The organism is Devosia sp. GW821-FHT12F11, from assembly GCF_058806655.1.
On sequence record NZ_JBXAPX010000002.1, the window covers coordinates 728,641 to 745,212 of the forward strand.

18 protein-coding genes are annotated in these 16,572 nt (G+C 65.7%); 8 read left to right on the forward strand and 10 right to left on the reverse strand.

Going from position 1 to position 16,572, the window contains the following annotated elements; all coding sequences use genetic code 11:
• Nucleotides 1-50 precede the first annotated feature (50 nt).
• A complete protein-coding gene (locus tag AC1ROK_RS09120) occupies nt 51-1,043 on the reverse strand; it encodes a BMP family lipoprotein (RefSeq protein ID WP_492845989.1) in 993 nt (330 codons plus the stop codon).
• Nucleotides 1,044-1,246: 203 nt separating this feature from the next.
• On the reverse strand, nt 1,247-1,708 hold the full coding sequence (locus tag AC1ROK_RS09125) for an SRPBCC family protein (protein WP_492845990.1): 462 nt from the start codon (nt 1,706-1,708) through the stop codon (nt 1,247-1,249).
• 237 nt (nt 1,709-1,945) lie between these two features.
• On the opposite strand from AC1ROK_RS09125, the gene AC1ROK_RS09130 reads away from it, so the two are divergent.
• From AC1ROK_RS09130 to AC1ROK_RS09140, 3 genes are read left to right on the forward strand one after another with little or no spacing between them, the layout of a single operon-like run.
• Nucleotides 1,946-3,133: a cell surface protein gene (locus tag AC1ROK_RS09130; protein WP_492845992.1), complete on the forward strand. Its 1,188-nt coding sequence runs from the start codon at nt 1,946-1,948 to the stop codon at nt 3,131-3,133.
• A gap of 24 nt (nt 3,134-3,157) precedes the next feature.
• Complete coding sequence (locus AC1ROK_RS09135; protein ID WP_492845994.1) at nt 3,158-4,099, forward strand: DUF6384 family protein; 942 nt, start codon at nt 3,158-3,160, stop codon at nt 4,097-4,099.
• A 4-nt stretch (nt 4,100-4,103) separates the two neighbouring features.
• Nucleotides 4,104-5,657, forward strand: a complete 1,554-nt coding sequence (locus tag AC1ROK_RS09140) for a hypothetical protein (RefSeq protein WP_492845996.1) — start codon at nt 4,104-4,106, stop codon at nt 5,655-5,657.
• 117 nt (nt 5,658-5,774) lie between these two features.
• Here AC1ROK_RS09140 and AC1ROK_RS09145 read toward each other — a convergent pair whose 3' ends face one another.
• Complete coding sequence (locus AC1ROK_RS09145) at nt 5,775-6,461, reverse strand: TetR/AcrR family transcriptional regulator (RefSeq protein ID WP_492845998.1); 687 nt, start codon at nt 6,459-6,461, stop codon at nt 5,775-5,777.
• 292 nt (nt 6,462-6,753) lie between these two features.
• On the opposite strand from AC1ROK_RS09145, the gene AC1ROK_RS09150 reads away from it, so the two are divergent.
• The gene (locus AC1ROK_RS09150; protein WP_492846000.1) at nt 6,754-7,236 is read left to right on the forward strand and encodes a RidA family protein; all 483 of its coding nucleotides are present in this window, start codon (nt 6,754-6,756) and stop codon (nt 7,234-7,236) included.
• 91 nt (nt 7,237-7,327) lie between these two features.
• On the opposite strand, the gene AC1ROK_RS09155 is transcribed toward AC1ROK_RS09150, so the two are convergent.
• On the reverse strand, nt 7,328-8,317 hold the full coding sequence (locus AC1ROK_RS09155) for a DMT family transporter (RefSeq protein WP_492846002.1): 990 nt from the start codon (nt 8,315-8,317) through the stop codon (nt 7,328-7,330).
• 92 nt (nt 8,318-8,409) lie between these two features.
• Here AC1ROK_RS09155 and AC1ROK_RS09160 point away from each other — a divergent pair, with 92 nt between their 5' ends.
• Nucleotides 8,410-8,895 (forward strand): Lrp/AsnC family transcriptional regulator, encoded by a 486-nt coding sequence (locus tag AC1ROK_RS09160; protein WP_492846004.1) that lies wholly within the window; start codon nt 8,410-8,412, stop codon nt 8,893-8,895.
• Between the two features lie 13 nt (nt 8,896-8,908).
• Here AC1ROK_RS09160 and AC1ROK_RS09165 read toward each other — a convergent pair whose 3' ends face one another.
• Both AC1ROK_RS09165 and AC1ROK_RS09170 read right to left on the reverse strand, forming a co-directional pair.
• A complete protein-coding gene (locus tag AC1ROK_RS09165) occupies nt 8,909-9,886 on the reverse strand; it encodes an aldo/keto reductase (protein ID WP_492846006.1) in 978 nt (325 codons plus the stop codon).
• Between the two features lie 19 nt (nt 9,887-9,905).
• The gene (locus AC1ROK_RS09170) at nt 9,906-10,922 is read right to left on the reverse strand and encodes a zinc-dependent alcohol dehydrogenase family protein (protein ID WP_492846008.1); all 1,017 of its coding nucleotides are present in this window, start codon (nt 10,920-10,922) and stop codon (nt 9,906-9,908) included.
• Between the two features lie 93 nt (nt 10,923-11,015).
• On the opposite strand from AC1ROK_RS09170, the gene AC1ROK_RS09175 reads away from it, so the two are divergent.
• Nucleotides 11,016-11,909 carry a LysR family transcriptional regulator gene (locus AC1ROK_RS09175; RefSeq protein ID WP_492846010.1) on the forward strand — a complete coding sequence of 298 codons (894 nt, stop codon included), beginning with the start codon at nt 11,016-11,018 and terminating at the stop codon, nt 11,907-11,909.
• A gap of 45 nt (nt 11,910-11,954) precedes the next feature.
• Here the strand turns inward: AC1ROK_RS09175 and AC1ROK_RS09180 are convergent, their stop codons facing one another.
• Both AC1ROK_RS09180 and AC1ROK_RS09185 read right to left on the reverse strand, forming a co-directional pair.
• Entirely contained in the window at nt 11,955-12,542 is a 588-nt protein-coding gene (locus tag AC1ROK_RS09180; protein WP_492846012.1) for a hypothetical protein, read from the reverse strand.
• A 191-nt stretch (nt 12,543-12,733) separates the two neighbouring features.
• Nucleotides 12,734-13,567, reverse strand: a complete 834-nt coding sequence (locus AC1ROK_RS09185) for an alpha/beta hydrolase (protein ID WP_492846014.1) — start codon at nt 13,565-13,567, stop codon at nt 12,734-12,736.
• 161 nt (nt 13,568-13,728) lie between these two features.
• On the opposite strand from AC1ROK_RS09185, the gene AC1ROK_RS09190 reads away from it, so the two are divergent.
• Together AC1ROK_RS09190 and AC1ROK_RS09195 are read left to right on the forward strand one after the other, a co-directional pair.
• Nucleotides 13,729-14,187 (forward strand): MarR family winged helix-turn-helix transcriptional regulator, encoded by a 459-nt coding sequence (locus tag AC1ROK_RS09190; protein WP_492846016.1) that lies wholly within the window; start codon nt 13,729-13,731, stop codon nt 14,185-14,187.
• Nucleotides 14,188-14,264: 77 nt separating this feature from the next.
• On the forward strand, nt 14,265-15,167 hold the full coding sequence (locus tag AC1ROK_RS09195; RefSeq protein WP_492846018.1) for a tetratricopeptide repeat protein: 903 nt from the start codon (nt 14,265-14,267) through the stop codon (nt 15,165-15,167).
• Between the two features lie 121 nt (nt 15,168-15,288).
• Here AC1ROK_RS09195 and fabA read toward each other — a convergent pair whose 3' ends face one another.
• Nucleotides 15,289-15,825 (reverse strand): bifunctional 3-hydroxydecanoyl-ACP dehydratase/trans-2-decenoyl-ACP isomerase, encoded by a 537-nt coding sequence (fabA, locus tag AC1ROK_RS09200; protein WP_492846019.1) that lies wholly within the window; start codon nt 15,823-15,825, stop codon nt 15,289-15,291.
• A gap of 14 nt (nt 15,826-15,839) precedes the next feature.
• On the reverse strand, nt 15,840-16,412 hold the full coding sequence (locus tag AC1ROK_RS09205) for a TetR/AcrR family transcriptional regulator (RefSeq protein ID WP_492846021.1): 573 nt from the start codon (nt 16,410-16,412) through the stop codon (nt 15,840-15,842).
• Between the last annotated feature and the right edge of the window lie 160 nt (nt 16,413-16,572).

Here is a 16,572-nt window from a genome sequence, read left to right on the forward strand (position 1 = left end):
ACCGCTGCTGATTGTCGCCGTTCTGCACGGGTTCGGTCACGCGGGGGACCTTACGGGCAGGTGTTGTCGGCGGTGTAGTCGTGGACGGTGATCGCGCCCGACTGGATGTCAGCCGAGAACTTGTCGACCGCCGTCTTGATGTCGTCGGTGATCAGCGCCTTGTTGTTGTCGTCCAGCGCATAGCCGACGCCGTTTTCCTTGAGGCCGAGGACGGTGAGGCCCGGCTTGAAGTTCGCGTCGGTCAGGGCGTTCTGCACCGCGACGTCGACACGCTTTTGCATCGAGGTCAGCACGGAGCCGGGGTGCAGGTAGTTCTGGTTGCTGTCGACGCCGATCGAGAACTTGCCAGCGTCAGCAGCGGCCTGCAGCACGCCGAGGCCCGAACCGCCGGCGGCGGCGAAGACCACGTCGGCGCCGGCATCGAACTGCGCCTTGGTCAGTTCACCGGCGGTGACCGGATCATTCCAGGCGGCCGGGGTGGTGCCGGTGTAGTTTTCGATGACCTTCACGTCGGGTTTGGCAGCCTTGGCGCCCTGCTGGTAACCACAGTAGAACTTGTGGATGATCGGCACGTCCATGCCGCCCACGAAGCCCACGGTGCCGGTCTGCGACTTCAGCGCGGCGATGGCGCCGACAAGGAACGAGCCGGTGTGCTCGTCGAAGATGATCGACTGCACATTCGGCGCATCGACAACGGCGTCGATCACCACGAAATGGGTATCGGGGAACTCGGCGGCGACAGTGGCGAGCGCGGTGCCCCAGGAGAAGCCGGCCATCACGATCGGGTTGGCGCCCTGCGAGGCGAAGCGGCGGAGCGCCTGCTCGCGCTGCGCATCGTTCTGCAGCTCGAGATCGGTGAAGCTGCCACCGGTTTCCTTCTTCCAGGCCTCGGCGCCGTTATAGGCCGCCTCGTTGAAGGATTTGTCGAACTTGCCGCCCAGGTCATAGATGACCGCCGGATCGGCGAGCGCAACACCAGCGGCGAGCACCGACAGCGCCACGCCAGCCGCGAGCGCAGAAATGCGCTTGGTGAAATAGTTCATGGATCAGTCTCCCTGTATCGCGTCCGGCAACGGCACATGCCGCCCTGACAGCCCGGCGCGTTGGGAGGAATACAATCCTGCAAACCGGCGCTCTGCAAGAGGGCGCTGCGCAAATTTTGACCAAGTGGGCAAAATTCGTGCGGGAAGGTTTATCTCGGCAGGAACTGGCGGCCGCCGCAGCCCAAGCGCTTGCCTGCGGGAGATCAACCGGCGATCGGCTTCACCTCGACGCCCATGGCTTCGCCGAAGCGCTTGAAAAAGCCGTCGATGAGCTTCTGGGCGGAGTTGCCGATCAGGGATTTGCCGAGCTTCATGATGCCGCCATCAGCGCCGCCATTGGCGGTGAACACCAGTTGGGTATGCGGGCCGGCATCGGAAAGCACGATGTCGGCGGCGGCTTCGGCCTTGCCGAGCAGGCCGCCGCGGCCCTTGCCGGCGAGGGTGTAGCTTTCGGCCGGGACGACGTCGCGCAGCTCCAGATCACCGGAAAACACCGGCTGCATCAGGCCGAGATTGACCTCGATCTCCAGCTCGAGCGTGGTTTCGCCGGTCCAGTCGATGCGGCGGCAGCCCGGAATGATGGCCTTGAGCACCTGGGTGTCGTTGAGCGCCTGCCAGACCCGCTGCCGGGGCGCCGAGACGAGGTACCTGCCGCCGAATTCCATGCCGTCATTTCCTCGCCATTGTGCCGTCTCAAACCAAGCTAGTGCGCGGGATCCGGATGGACAACCGCGGCAGCGCTGCAACGGTTGCCGCAAACTTCTCGCAATGCTCTTTTCGTGAGGCTTTTAAGCACCATATCGCGCAAAACAGGCGGGGCCGATATAAGCAAGATTGGCAACTGACGCCGAGAACGTGAATCATGTCACCCCAAGGTGACCGATAGAGGGAAACGCATCCAAATGGCCACTGAAGTGATGGAAAAGCCCCTGCAGTATCTCGACAAGGCGATGGGGGCGATCAAGCAGCTCGGCATTTGGCCCGAGCAGGCCGGTGAGCAGCCGATTACCGGCCTGTTGAACGAGATCACCGGACTCGACGAGAACAAGGTCATCCTGATCGGCCGCACGCTGACCCAGGCGAGCGCCTTCAATGAAGTGGTGCGCAGCCAGGTCGCGGCGATGAATGTCGGCGAGCGCTACGAAGACATCACCAACGGCTTCAACTCGATCCGCGACGATGCCAAGGGCATGGTCGACCAGCTCGACGACGGCAAGCTCGACCTGATGGAGCGGGTTTCCAACGTCTGGATGAAGGTCAGCCGCGGCGACATCGCCTCGCGCTTCGACAAGATCCGCAACATCTATCTCGACGTCTCCAAGGAGACCAAGAACCAGGTCGACCGCGAGCACACCATCCTCGAGGCCTACCGCGATTTCCGCGGGGCGCTGAAGCAATCCGAAGTGATGGCGCTCGAGCTGCTCGACGTCGCAACCAAGAAGCTCGACGACAAGAAGGCGATCCTGAAGGCGGCGGGCGATGCGCTTGCAGCGTTTACCACCGGCACCCCGGCCGACCGCGCCAAACTCGAGATGGACCGCGACGAGAAGCTGCGCGACCTGCAGAACGAGGAACGCCGCTACCAGATCGCCAAGGATCTGAGCGACAACCTGACCATCTCCTACTCCACGTCGGAGGTGGTGATGGCGCGGCTGATGCAGACGACGCAGGCCAAGGAGCGGGTCTACCAGCAGGCGATCTCGTTCTTTTCGACCAATGAGACGGTGTTCACCGCGCTCAGCGCTTCGTTCACCGGACTGTTCGGCCTGCATGAATCGACCGAGACGCTGAACGCGATGAAGGAAGGCATGTCCAAGAGCCTCGAGACGCTTTCGGAGATCGGCGACCGGGTGGGCGAAGCCGCGGTGAAGGCCGGTTACGGCCCGACCATCCGCGCCGACGCGGTCAAGAAGCTGGTCGACTCGGTGGTGACCTTCCAGGAGAAGTCGCGCGTCATCATCAACGAGATGCGCGAAGCGGCGACCAAGAACTCGGCCGAGATCCGCGACGCGGTCGAGGACGGGAAGCGCCGTCTTGCCCAGTTGGCTGCCGATGGCAACGCGCTGATCCTCGAAGAAAAGAAGGCCTGATTTGGAGCGCGAACGGGCTCGAACATGAGCACGACGACGGCGACCGCCGAGAAGGCCCCGCTGGACGAGGTAATGCTGGCGATGGACGTGGTCGACACGCTCCGTCACCGGCAGGACCTGGTCGAACGCGAACTCGCGGGCGATGCCCGCGAGAAGCAGCTGATCGAAAAGCTGCGTGAAATCTATCAGCAGCAGGGCATCGAAGTGACCGATGCGGTGCTGATGGAGGGCGTGAAGGCGCTCGACGAGAGCCGCTTCGTCTACACGCCGCCCAAGCCGAGCCTCGGCGTCAGCCTCGCCAAGCTCTATGTCGGCCGCAAGAAATGGGGCCCGGCAGCGCTGGCGATCGCGCTGATCCTGGTGGTGGGGCTGGGTGGGTATTTCTTCGCCTACCGGCCATACCAACAGGCACAGGTCGAAGGGGCCCGGGTCGAGCTCAGCGAGAAGCTGCCGGCCCAGATGGATGCGCTGTACCAGTCGATCTTCGAAGAGACCAAGGTGCAGCAGGCGGTGACCGAGGCCGAGCAGGTGCGGACGCGCGGCAAGACCGCCGCGGCCGAAGGCGACCGCACCGGGGCCGAGCAGGCGATCGCCTCGCTCACCGGGCTGCGCGACCAGATCCGGCAGGAATACCAGTTGCGGATCGTCAACCGCGAGGGGCAGAAAACCGGGTTCTGGACCTTCCCCGAGATCAATACCGCGGCGACCAACTACTACGTGGTAGTCGAGGCGATCGGCGATGACGGCAAGCCGCTGACGCTGCCGGTCACCAACGAGGAAAACGGCGAGACCGAGAACGTCGCCATCTGGGGCGTGCGGGTGCCGGAAAGCACCTACCGCTCGGTAGAGAACGACAAGAAGGATGACGGCATCCTGCAGCGCAACATCCTGGGATTGAAGGAATACGGCTTCCTTGACGTCGACTATGTCATGCCCGTTCTGGGCGGGGCGGTAACGCGGTGGTAGCAGCATGAGCCTGTCAGGCCCGGAAGCCCTGCGTTCCCTCGACGAGGCGCTGCGCGACATCCGCCGCGAGGAGGATGAGATCGCCAAGCGCCTGGCGCGCTCGGCCGAACTCGTCACCAAGTTCAAGGAAACCGAGAGCGAGCTGCTGCGCCAGCTGGCCGAAGTGCGGCTCGACCCGGCGTCGCAGGCCGCGCTGGCCGGCCGGCTGAGCCAGGCCGAGGTGAAGGCGCGCGAGATGCTGAGCCGGCACGGCGCCGAACTCAGCGCCGCGGAGGATGAGCTCAGGGGGCTCGACCAGCAGATCGCGGCGCTCGCCAAGGAGCGGACCGAGCAGGCGGCCGCAGCCGACAAGGCGCAGGCGGAGCTGAAGGCGCTGGCGGACCGGGTAGCCGTGGAAGCGGTGAAGAATCCCGAGTATGCGGCCAAGCGCAGGACCGCCGAGCAACTGGCGCACGTCGCCGAGGAGAGCCTGCGCAAGACCCAGCAGGCCGAGGCGGACCGCGAGCAGAAGGGCAAGCCCTACCGCGACGACCCGCTGTTCATGTACCTGTGGGAGCGCGGCTTCGGCACCAAGAACTACCGCGAAAACAACCTGATCCAGTATTTCGACGGCCTGATCGCCGGGCTGGTCGGCTTCCCCGAGGCGCGGGTGAACTTCGCCATGCTGAACGAGATCCCGCTCAGGCTGCGCGAGCATGCCGACCGCCAGGAGCAGATCGCGGTGGCGGCGCAGCAGGAAGTGACCAAGCTCGAAAAGGCGGCGGTGGACGCAGCCGGCGGGCGGCCGACGCGGGAGCTGCTGGAGAAGGCGGAGGCGCGTATCGCGGCAATCGACCAGGAGATGGTCGGGGCCGAGGACAAGCGCGACGAGCGCGCCCGGGCGCAGCGTGAACTGGCGCAAGGGAGCGATCCGGCGTTCAGCGCCGCGGTGAGCGGGCTGGCCGAAGCGCTGGGCCGTGAGGACATCCAGACGCTGCTGGCCGAAGCGCGCGCCACCGAGACCGGGCAGGACGACACCATCGTCAAGCAGATCGACGAGTCGCGGCAGCGAGCCGCCGAGGAAGACGGCGACAGCCGCGAGCAAAAGGCCCGGCTGAAGACGCTGGCGGCGCGGCGGCGCGAGCTCGAGGACATCCAGTACGAGTTCAAGAAGCAGAATTTCGACAACCCGCGTTCGACCTTCCGCGAGGACAAGCTGGTCGGCGACCTGCTGAATGATTTCCTGCGCGGCGGCATTACCGCGGCGGACTACTGGGGCCAGTGGCGACGCAGCCAGAACTGGACCGGCGGCGTGCAGCCGCAACAGCAGCGGCAGGATTCGCCGTGGGGCGGCAACTCGGGCGGCGGCTTCAGCTGGCCCGACTCGAGCTTCGGTGGTGGTGCCTCGGGCGGCCGTCGCGACGGCGGCTTCGGCGGCGGCTGGGGCCGACTCCCCGGCAGCGGCGGTGGTGGCTTTGGCGGCGGCGGTTCCAGTGGAGGCGGCGGGTTCTCCCGCCCACGCACCGGCTCCAGCGGCAACCGCACCAGCGGCGGCTTCAAGACCGGTGGCGGCTTCTAGCCTGTCCCGAGAGGGCTCGCCGCAAGGCATGGCGCCCCCATCGTAACTCCGCGCCGCACCCGTCGGGCGCCGCCGCCGTGGCAAGCGCGGAACCAGGCTCCATCGCCAGACATCACGTCATTGACGTTCACCGCCCGGAGCCAGTCCGTCGAGCAGCAGATCGAGGCCTTTCTTGAAAGCGCCGTCCCAATCGCTGTCGAGCAGCAGACGCGAGCGGTCGATGGTCGGGTAGCGCTCGCCGAGCTCGGCGAGGCGGAGTTGCGCGGCCGCGAGATCATCGGGCGAGCGGTCAAAGCTGCCACGGGTGATGGCAGCGCCCATCACATAGTTCCACACCGACCAGATCGCGACGTTCAGGTCGGCATCGGCCACACCAGCCCGCGACAGGGTCCGGCTGAGCAGTTCGAGGCGCCCCAGCATGCTCGGACCGAGGGCGCGACGCGGCAGCAGGGCGGCCGACCAGGGGTGGCGCAGCATGGCGGCGCGCCAATCCTCGAGCATGTGGACGACACTGGCGCGCCAGTCGCGGGCATCAGCTTCGGTCGGGCCGTAGGCAAGGACGGCGTCGAGGGCCAGGTCGAAGACCTCCTCCTTGTTCCCCACATGCCAATACAGACTCATCGCGCCGGCGCCGAGCCGATCGGCCAGCCGGCGCATCGACAGGCCATCGACCCCTTGGCTGTCGAGCAGATCCACGGCAGTGGCGACGATGCGCTCCAGCGAGAGCGGCGGGCCGCCCGAGGCGGTGGCTGCACCGGTGCTTCGGGAGCGCCTCGCCGGAGCGCCGCTGGGTTTGGTTGGCATGTGGTCCTCGCTGTCAGTCCCAGGGATCCAGGGGAGCGTTTCGCCGTCTTCTGAAACGTCGAAACGCCCCAGGCTATTGATTTTATCGCGCTTTCGAACCGGTAAAGTCTGCAACTACTCTGAAAGCGCTCCACGCGCGACGGCAAATGTCGCCCCTGCCCGATTGACTCGTACATCGTACGATGTCACGTTCCCGTACACCGTACGAGTCAGACGTAAGGCGCAATCGATCAACGCTCAATCCTTGTCGGCCGCGAGCCTCTCGCGGATCCGCGGAGCTACGAGAAACACCATGTCACGCACATTCACCCAGCTGCTTATCGGAGGGCTATTCATCATGACCGCAGGCGCATCCACCGCAACGTTGGCGGACGAAAGCAGGCTCAGCATCGTCAATCCGGCGAACCTCTTCGACCCCACGCCGAACGGCTACAGCACGGCGGTGATCGTGCCCGCCGGTGCGAAGATCGCCTACATTTCGGGACAGGGCGGGCAGGACAGCACTGGCGGTCTCGCGCCCGACTTCGCCGCGCAGGTGAAGCAGGCCTATGCCAACCTCGGTGCGGCGCTCGAGGGAATCGGGGCGACGCCCGACCAGGTGGCCAAGCTGACGATTTTCGTGGTCGACCACGACATGTCGAAGCTCGGCGTGCTGACCGAGAACGTCAAAACAATGTTCGGCGACAGGCTGCCGGCGCAGACGCTGGTGCCGGTACCCAAGCTGGCAATCGAGCCGATGCTGTTCGAGGTCGAAGCGATCGTCGTGCTGAACTAGAGCGGAAGCAGAGGGCGGGCTTAGCGGGTCACTGCCGGCGGTTGCCGCCCCCTCTCCTCAGAGGGGAGAGGGGATACGAGGCGGAAGCGCTCTAGCCTGCCGCCTGCTCGTCGACGTCCGGGTGCGCTGACGGGGCACGGTGGCCACGATGCGCCCTGAGGCACGAGATCACGCCGGCGAGGACGAAGGCACAGGCGAGGACTTCCAGCGGCTGAGGCCAGCGCTGTTCCCAAAGGAACCCGTAGAGCAGGGCAAACACCGTCTCGAACACGATCATCTGCCCGACGAGGGTGAGCGGCAGCAGCCGGCTCATCTGGTTCCACAACGCATTGCCGCAGATCGACGCCAGCACTGCGACGCCGATGGAGACGCCGGCGAACTGCAGCCATTCTGCCGGCGCGTGCTGCGGCTGAATGAGGGCGATGAGCGGCACCATCAGCAGGGCCTGGGCGCCGGTGACGACGCCGGTGAGCAGGCTCCAGTCATGCGCCGACAAATGCGGCAGCCGGGCGAGACAGCGGCTGTTGCCGACGGCATAGGCGGTCCACGAGGCGAGCGCGCCGACGGCGCAGAGGAGGCCCAGCAGTTCGGTGCCGACCGCGGCTGTCGGCGCTGCTGCAACGGCCTGCCAGCCGATGCTGAGCGCCCCGGCAGCGCAGAGCAGCAGCGAGGGCAGCAGCGCGCGGAGCGGCACCGCACCGCGATCGCGGCTGCCGATGACGGTGACGGTGACCGGCAGGAAGCCGACGACCAGCGAGGCCATGGCGACGCTGCCCAGTTGCACCGCCGAGGCGACAAGGATGTAGTAGAGCGTGTTGCCGGCCAGCGCCAGCCAGACCAGCGACAGCCAGTCGCGGCGAGTGAGAACGGCGCGCAACGCCCGCCAGCGCGGCACGATCAGCAGGGCGGAAATGACGCCGTAGGCGAGGTAGCGTCCGGCAGCAAGCTCGAGCGGACTGAAGCTGCGCACCAGTTCCGGGGCGAGGAACACCAGCCCCCACAGCGCCCCGGCGCCAACGCCGAAAGCGAGGCCGAGAGTGGTCCGATAGGCGCCCGATGGTGCGGCGGTGGTGGTGCTCAAGCTGGCCTCGCGAGGATCGAAGCGAGGGGTATCATCAGCCAGGCGAGCGTTGCGCTCTTGATTGCCGCCCCAAATGCAACAAAAACTCACCCATGACCCAAGCCAAAGCTCCGCCGCGCAAGCTCGACAGCTTCGATCGCGCCATCCTCAGGATCATCCAGCGCGACAACAAGACCCCGCAGCGCAGCATTGCCGAGGCGGTGAACCTCTCCTCAGCCGCAGTGCAGCGCCGCATCGCCGCGATGGAAGCCGCGGGTGTGATCGAGAAGAACGTCGCTGTGCTCGATACCCGCGCCGTTCAGATGGGGATCACGGCAATCGTCGAGGTGCACCTTGCCAACGAGCGGCTGCAGACGGTCGACGCGGCCAAGGCGTTGTTCCGCGACGCGCCCGAAGTGCAGCAGTGCTACTACGTGACCGGCGGCACCAGCTTCGTCCTGATCATCGTCTCGCCCGACATGGTGAGCTATGAGGCGACGACCCGGCGGCTGTTCGCACAGAACGAGGCGGTGGCGAGCTTTCGCACCCTGGTGGCGCTTGACCGGGTCAAGACCGGGTCGGAGATCGTCGTCCCGTAGGGCCTGTCGCTGGTCAGAGCCCGGTGGCGCGCTCCTGCTGCTCATTGTAGCGAGCGCCCTCTACTTCGATCGCCGCCGCGGCAGCGTCGATCTCGGCGAGGGTTTCGGGCGACAGCTCGAGCGACGCCGCGGCGATGTTCTCTTCAAGGCGCGGCAACTTGGTGGTGCCGGGTATCGGGACGATCCACGAACGCTGGGCCAGCAGCCAGGCGAGCGCCACCTGGGCCGGCGTGGCATCGAGCTGGCCGCCGATGCGGGCGAGGAGATCGACCATTGCCTGGTTGGCGGCGCGCGCCGCAGGGGTGAAGCGCGGAATGGTGTTGCGGATGTCGTGGGCTTCGAAGGTGGTGGCCTCGGTGATCTTGCCGGCAAGGAAGCCCTTGCCGAGCGGACTGTAGGCGACGAGGCCGATATCGAGCTCCTCGAGCAGGTCGAGCACCGGCGGGCGCTGGAACCACAGCGAGTACTCGTTCTGCAACGCGCTGACCGGTTGCACGGCGTGGGCCCGGCGGATGGTCTGGGGGCCCGCCTCGGACATGCCGAAATGCTTGACCTTGCCCTCGGCAATGAGGTCGCGGACCGTGCCGGCGACATCCTCGATCGGCACGTTCGGATCGACGCGGTGCTGGTAGTAGAGATCGATGCGGTCGGTGCGCAGCCGCTTGAGCGAACCCTCCAGCGCCTGCCGGATATGTTCCGGCCGGCTGTTGACGCCGTTCGACTTGCCGTCCTGATACTGGAAACCGAACTTGGTGGCGATCACCACCTGATCGCGCACCGGCGCCAGTGCCTCACCGACGATCTCTTCGTTGCCAAAGGGGCCATAGACCTCGGCAGTATCGAAGAAGCTGAGACCGCGATCGACGGCCGCGCGGATCAGCGCGATCGAAGCGGATTTTTCCGGGAACGGGGCGTAGGACTGGCTCATCCCCATGCAGCCCAGCCCAATGGCCGAGACTTCGAGGCCCTGTCCGAGTTTGCGCTTTTGCATCTTGATTTCCTTTTCGGAATTACGGGCGTAGCAGCGCCTTGATGGCGCGGCGCTCGTCCATGGCGCGATAGCCCAGTGCGGCATCGCGGAGCGGCAGTTCGAGGTCGAAGACCCTGCCGGGGTTGATCTTGCGGGTGAGGATCAGGTCCAGCAGCTGCGGCAGGAAGCGGCGGACCGGAGCCGGACCGCCGATCATGCCGCGCTGCGCAAAGAACAGCGATTGGCCGTCGAAGGTGACGCCGTGCGGGACGCCGACATATCCGATCATCGAGCCCGGACGGGCGCAGTCGATGGCGGTCTGCATCGACTGCTGCGTGCCGACGCATTCGAGCACGGCGTCGGCGCCGACGCGCTGGGTGAGCTCACGGACCCGCGCCACGCCGGCGTCACCACGCTCGGCGACGATATCGGTTGCGCCATAGTCGAGCGCCAGATCCTGCCGTGACTTGTGCCGGCTCATGGCGATGATGCGATCGGCGCCGAGCTGCCTCGCCGCCAGCACCCCCATCAGGCCTACTGCGCCGTCACCGACGACGACCACGGTGGAGCCGGGCTGCACGCGGGCCGCGTCGGCGGCATACCAGCCGGTGCCAAGCACGTCGGAGGCGGCGAGGAGGCTTGGGATCAGGTCGTCGGGGGGCAATTCGGCAGTGGCGATCAACGTGCCATCGGCGAGCGGTACGCGCGCCAGCTCGGCCTGGCCGCCGGTCATGAACTCGCGCTGCTCGCAGGACGACTGGAAGCCGTAGCGGCAATGCGGGCAGGTGTTGTCGGAGAGGACGAACGAGCCAACGACGAACTGGCCCGGCCGCACGGTCCTCACCTCGCTGCCGACTTCGACCACCACGCCACAATATTCGTGGCCCATCGCCATGGGTGAGGCGACCTCGTTGGCGCCGCGGAACGGCCAGAGGTCGGAGCCGCAGATGCAGGTGGCCGAGAGGCGGATGATCGCATCCGTGGGTTTCAGGATTTTTGGTTCGTCGCGCTGTTCGACGCGCACGTCGCCCGGAGCGTAGAGGATAGTGGCGAGCATAGTCAGCACTCCTTGCTGGCAGCCAATATAGCCAGCTGAGTTGCCGTCGATTAGGATGAATAATCTCCATGAAGTTATGAGCATGGCTCAGCAATGGCGCGCAGCCCGATCGATGACATGCAGGCCTTTCTCGCAGTGGCGCGGGAGCAGAGCTTTACCCGGGCGGCCGCTAAGCTGGGGGTGACGCCGTCGGCGCTCAGCCATTCGGTAAAAGGGCTGGAAGCGCGGTTGGGCCTACGGCTGTTGTCGCGGACCACGCGCAGCGTGTCGCCGACCGAGGCCGGTCAGCGGCTGGTCAACTCGGTCGGGCCGCATTTCGAGCAGATCGAGGCGGAGATCGCGGCGCTCAGCGAGCTGCGCGACCGGCCGGCCGGCACCATCCGGGTTTCGTGCGGTGACTCGGTGGTGGCGTCGGTGTTCCGGCCGATGCTGAAGACGTTCCTCAGGCGCTATCCCGACATCACGGTGGAGCTGGCGATCCAGAACGGCTTCGTCGACATCGTCGAGCAACGCCTCGATGCCGGGGTGCGGCTGGGTGAGGCGCTGTCCAAAGACATGATCGCGGTGCGGATCGGTCCGGACTGGCGATTCAGCGTGGTGGCAACTCCCGACTATCTCGAGCGATGTCCGCCGCCGCTGACGCCGCACGACCTTACCGAGCACCAGTGCATCAACCTCAGGCTGACGACCGCCGGCAGCCTCTATGCCTGGGAGTTCAAAAAGGACGGCCGCGAGCTGAACGTGCGGGTGGAAGGGCAGCTGATCTTCAACAGCATCCTGCCGGTGCTGGACGCGGCGCTCGACGGACATGGGCTCGGCAACGTGCCGGAGTTCATGGCGCGCAAGTACATCGAAAGCGGCGAGCTGGTCGAGGTGCTGGCCGATTGGTCACCGCTCTGGCAGGGTTTTCACCTTTACTATCCCAACCGTCGGCAGCCCTCGCCGGCCTTCACCGCCTTCGTCGAAGCGCTGCGCTATCGCACTTAGCCGTCTGAAACGCCCAGTGAAGTGCCCCTCACCCGCAGTAGCGCCCTACCCGGAATGCCCGGCGCAGGGTGGGACATCCTTGATCGGGGCGCTGGCGAGGACGCTCGACAGCGGCTGGTTGCTGAGCAGCGGGGCGAGACCGGTCGCACCGGGCAGCGCGATGAGCGCCGAGACGGTGGTCTTGCTCGGATCGAGCGGCTCGGTGCGGCAGAGTTTTGGGCTCAGCGAAATCGACAGCGCATTATTGCCAGCCGGCAGGGTTTTGGCCCAGGCCTGCGCTTCGCGGATCGCCTGCTTGTCCGGGTCGGAGAAACCGAACAGGTAGTAGTTGCGGTCACCGGAGGGAGGCGGGAGCGTGCCGGCCAGATCGCCGGCGTCGGCTGCGACCAGCGTCGCCTTGATGTGGCGCTCGCCGCTCGATGGCGTGGTGATGTCGAAGTTGATGGTCGAGGCACCCTGCACCGGTTCCAGTGAGGGCGGCAGGTCGAAGGCGAGCAGCAGGCTCGCGACATCATCGTTGAGGTAGTCGAGGCCGCGAAGTTTCGAGGCGGTGCCTAGGGGAATTGAGGAACAGGCAGCGAGAGCGGCAAGCGCAATCGCGGCGGCTACGATACGGGTGGTCCGGCGGATCAACTTCCCCTCCCCTCAGGGCCTATGAGGATGGGTACGAGATTCCCGGGGGTGAGGGAATGGCGGAGGTGATGGCACCGGTCTGGCATTAGTCCTCCCCAGCGGGGCGAGGGAGGGAGGAAAATGCCGGCTTGATATGCCCCCTCCACCAGCTCCGCTGGTCCCCCTCCCCCGCCACGCGGGGGAGGATAAGCTCAGTGGATAGACGGAGCCGCAGTGACTTCGTTGGCCCAGTCGAGGGCGTAGTGAGCGACTTCTTCCCAGCCCTTCTCGCCGGCCAGGAAGTGAGAGCGGTCGGCGAACTGGTGGAAATCGGTGCGGGCCGGCGACTTCTTCTGGATGTTGAAGATGGCCTTGGCCAGATACGGAGTGACGGTGCGGTCGTGTTCGGCCGAGATCACCAAGAGGGGTTGCTTGCGCGCCCTCACCTTCACGGCGGTGCCGAACATGCCGGCGGCCTGGTAGAAGATATTGGTCGGAGTGGGCACGACATAGTCGTCATAGGCGACCTGCTGGTCGGCGGCATTCAGAGTGTTGGCGAAGTTCTTGGCAAAGCCCTCGCGGGTGATGGTCTGACTGTTGCCCGGGCCGGCGAAGATCGGCGGCAGGGCGGCGAGCAGCGACACCGGACCGGGCAACGCGCCGGCGATCGGGCCGGGGTCCATGGCGATGCCGGCGACACCGTAGCCACGATCGAGCAGCAGCTGGGTGATGAGGCCGCCCATCGAGTGGCCGATGATCACCGGCTGCTCGTCGAGGCCGTCGATGATCTTGGCATAGTGATCGACGATCTTGCCGAAGGTCAGTGTGCCCAGCCGCTTGTCGGGGTGGGCGCGAAGTTCGGCCGGATTGCCTTCGAGATAGGGCCAGGCCGGAGCCAGGGTCTTGTAACCGGCGGCTTCGAACACCGAGCGCAGCTTGTCCCAGCTCGAGGTGTGCATCCAGGCGCCGGTGATGAACAGCGCGGTCTTGCTCTTTGCGGCATTGGCGGCGGCAAAGGCGGCCGAAGTGTCGAGGTTCGTGGTCATTTCAATCTCCCGTTTGAAAGTCGGTCGCGTCATTGCGATGACGATTAAATCGCACGCGATTGAATTTTGAACAACGTATGATCCTGCATGGCTGGCATGCGTCGGTCGCTTGCGATTAGATCGCATGCGCTCTATATAGAAGGCACGACTGGAGGTATCCGATGGACAAGAAAGAGATCGCCGAGCAGTTGAAGCTCGATCTGCTGCTGTGCTTTTCAGCCTATTCGCTGAGCCACGCGTTCAGCCGGTTCTACCGGCCGATGCTGGACAAGCTTGGCCTCACCTACCCGCAATTCGTGGTGATGATGGTGCTGTGGGAAAACGGCAAGATCACGATGAAGGCGCTCACCGACCTGGTGATGCTGGAATCGAACACGCTGACGCCGCTGCTCAAGAAGCTCGAGGCGGCGGGGCTGGTGAAGCGTACCCGCAACAAGGACGACGAGCGGGTGCTCGATGTCGAGATCACCGACGCCGGGCTCGCTCTCAAGGCCGACGGCAAACTGGCCGCCGTGGAACTGGCACTGGCCAGCGGTGAGGACCTCGACGGGGTGATCGAGATGCAGCGGCGCATGGCCAAAATGCGCGACAGCGTGCGGGCAAAGCTCGAGGGGGCGTAGTTAAGCATCCCTTAACGCTGTGCTGGCGCGGCGGCGAACGGTGCGGCAGTCTGACTTGCAGATTGTCGGGGCTTTCGATGAAGCATCTTTCAAGACTTGCCGCATTGCTGCTGATGTTTGTGTTGGCCGCGCCAGTTGCAGCAGACCCCTGGGACGATGCCTGGGCGATCTACCAGCGGGGCGATTTCGCCGAAGCGATGGCGAGGATGACGGCCCTGGCTGAGGCAGGAAATGTCGAAGCGATGGACCGCCTCTCCCACATGTACTGGTTCGGTGAGGGCACTTCGATTGATCACGCAACGGCGCTGGAGTGGTCCAGTCGATCCGCAGCGCTGGGCAGCCGAAAGGGGATGAACGACCTCGGCGCCCACTATGAACAGGGATACGGTGTGGTGCGCGACGTCGAAGAGGCCATCCGCTGGTATCGCAAGGCCGCGGCGATGCCCGAGGACGACGGCTGGAGCGACCGGAACATCGCCGACCTTTTCGCTGCGGGCGATGGTGTCGAGAAGGACGAAGCAGAGGCCCTGCGGCTATACCGCATTGCAGTCGCCAAGGGCGACCCCGGGGCCCACTTCCAGCTCGCCAACGCTTACCTGTTCGGCGAACTGGGACTGACCCAAGACGCCGATGAGGCCCTACGGTTGCTGCAGATCGCTGCCAACAAGAACGCCGCTGCAGCACAGTGGCAACTGGCCATGATGTATGCCACCGGTAGCATCGTTGATCGGCCAGATCCGGTCTTGGCAGTGAAGTGGTATCAGCTGTCGATCCAGCGCGGGTGTCAGTCGCCACTACCTGAAGCCATCACCGCCAATCTCACGCGCGGCGACATCACTACCGGGTTCGAACTGGCTGCCCAGTGGCTGAAGAACCACCCGCCGAAAGACGTTCATCCGCACCCCGCGCCGACCATCAGCGACTGCGGGAAGCCCCTGGACCCGCTCTCCGTGGCGCCGTCTACCGACGCCGGCGTCTAGCACCGTTCGGGATCGCGCCAGGTGTGGGACAAGCTGGGGGCGGCTCGAAGCCGCTGCCTTCGAGACGGCACCGTGACAATGTCGGGAGCGGAGCTGGCCGGGGAGCCGAACGCGGCCGCCGCTATTCGGAGGTGCTTCCGCCGATCAGGGTGACGCGCATATCCTTGGCGACATAGACGCAAGTCTCGTCGGCATAGACGCTGCCATCGGCGACACCGATCGGCAGCCGGCCGCGGCGAACCTGGCGGATGCTGACCTCGTAGCGGACGAGGTGCGTCTCGGGGGTGATCTGGCCGCGGAACTTCATTTCGCCGACGCCGACCGCCCGGCCCTTACCCGGCAGGCCGGACCAGCCCAGCCAGAAGCCGATGATCTGCCACATGGCATCGAGCCCCAGGCAGCCGGGCATCACCGGATCGCCGGGAAAGTGGCAGGCGAAGAACCAGAGCTCGGGGGTGATCGCCAGTTCGGCGAGGACGTGACCTTTGCCGTAGGCGCCGCCATCGCGGCTGATGGTGGTGATGTGGTCCATCATCAGCATCGGCGGGGCCGGCAATTGGGCGTTGCCGGGGCCGAAATAGCCGCCGGCCGAGGAGCGGAGCAGCTCGCTGCGGTCGTAGGCGGGCTGCGGGCGGTGAAAGTCGAGCGGCGTCGGCATGCTGGATCTCGCGGTCAGGTGGCCGAGCGCAGCGCGGCGGCCATGAAGCTCCAGATCGCTTCGGTGAGCGCGTCCGGGTCGGGCCGATCCACCCGCGTCAGGGCGCCGAGCATCGCCTGCCGGATGCCGCCGCTCATCAGGGCGATGGTCAGCGCGGGGTCGAGGTCCGACCGAACGGTGCCATCGCGCTGCGCCGCCCGGATCATGGCTTCGCCGCCCGTGAGCGTCTGGTTGGTGAAGGCGGTCTCGACGTCGAGCACTTCAGGCGACCGGCTCAGCGCTCCGATGACCAGCGGTGCAAACGGGTGGGCGTAGTGGAACGCCACGTAGGCACCGATGCGCGCCTTCTCGCGCTCGGCCCAGTTGCCCGCAGGAAACTCGGCACTGTCGAAGGCCGCGGCATTCAGCTCGGCGTAGAACGCTTCCACCACCGCCGCGATCAGCCCGCTCTTCGAGCCGAAGTGGTGATAGGCGAGCCCGACCGAGACCTTGGCCCGCCTGGCGACCGCCTGCATCTCGAGGTGGCCATGCCCCGCGATAAGCTCGGCCTGGGCGGCTGCGATGAGGTTCTGGCGGGTGTTGGTCATTCGCATGCCCTCACTAATCTTGAATTGAATTCAATTCAGCATTGCGATGGCAGTGTCAAGCTGCGGAATGGGGGTTGACCCGCGCATGGCCTCAAGAGTGATTGGCGGCACGCGGACTTCGCGTCCGTCATCGGCAGGTGCCTGATCGGCGTCGTTCGGG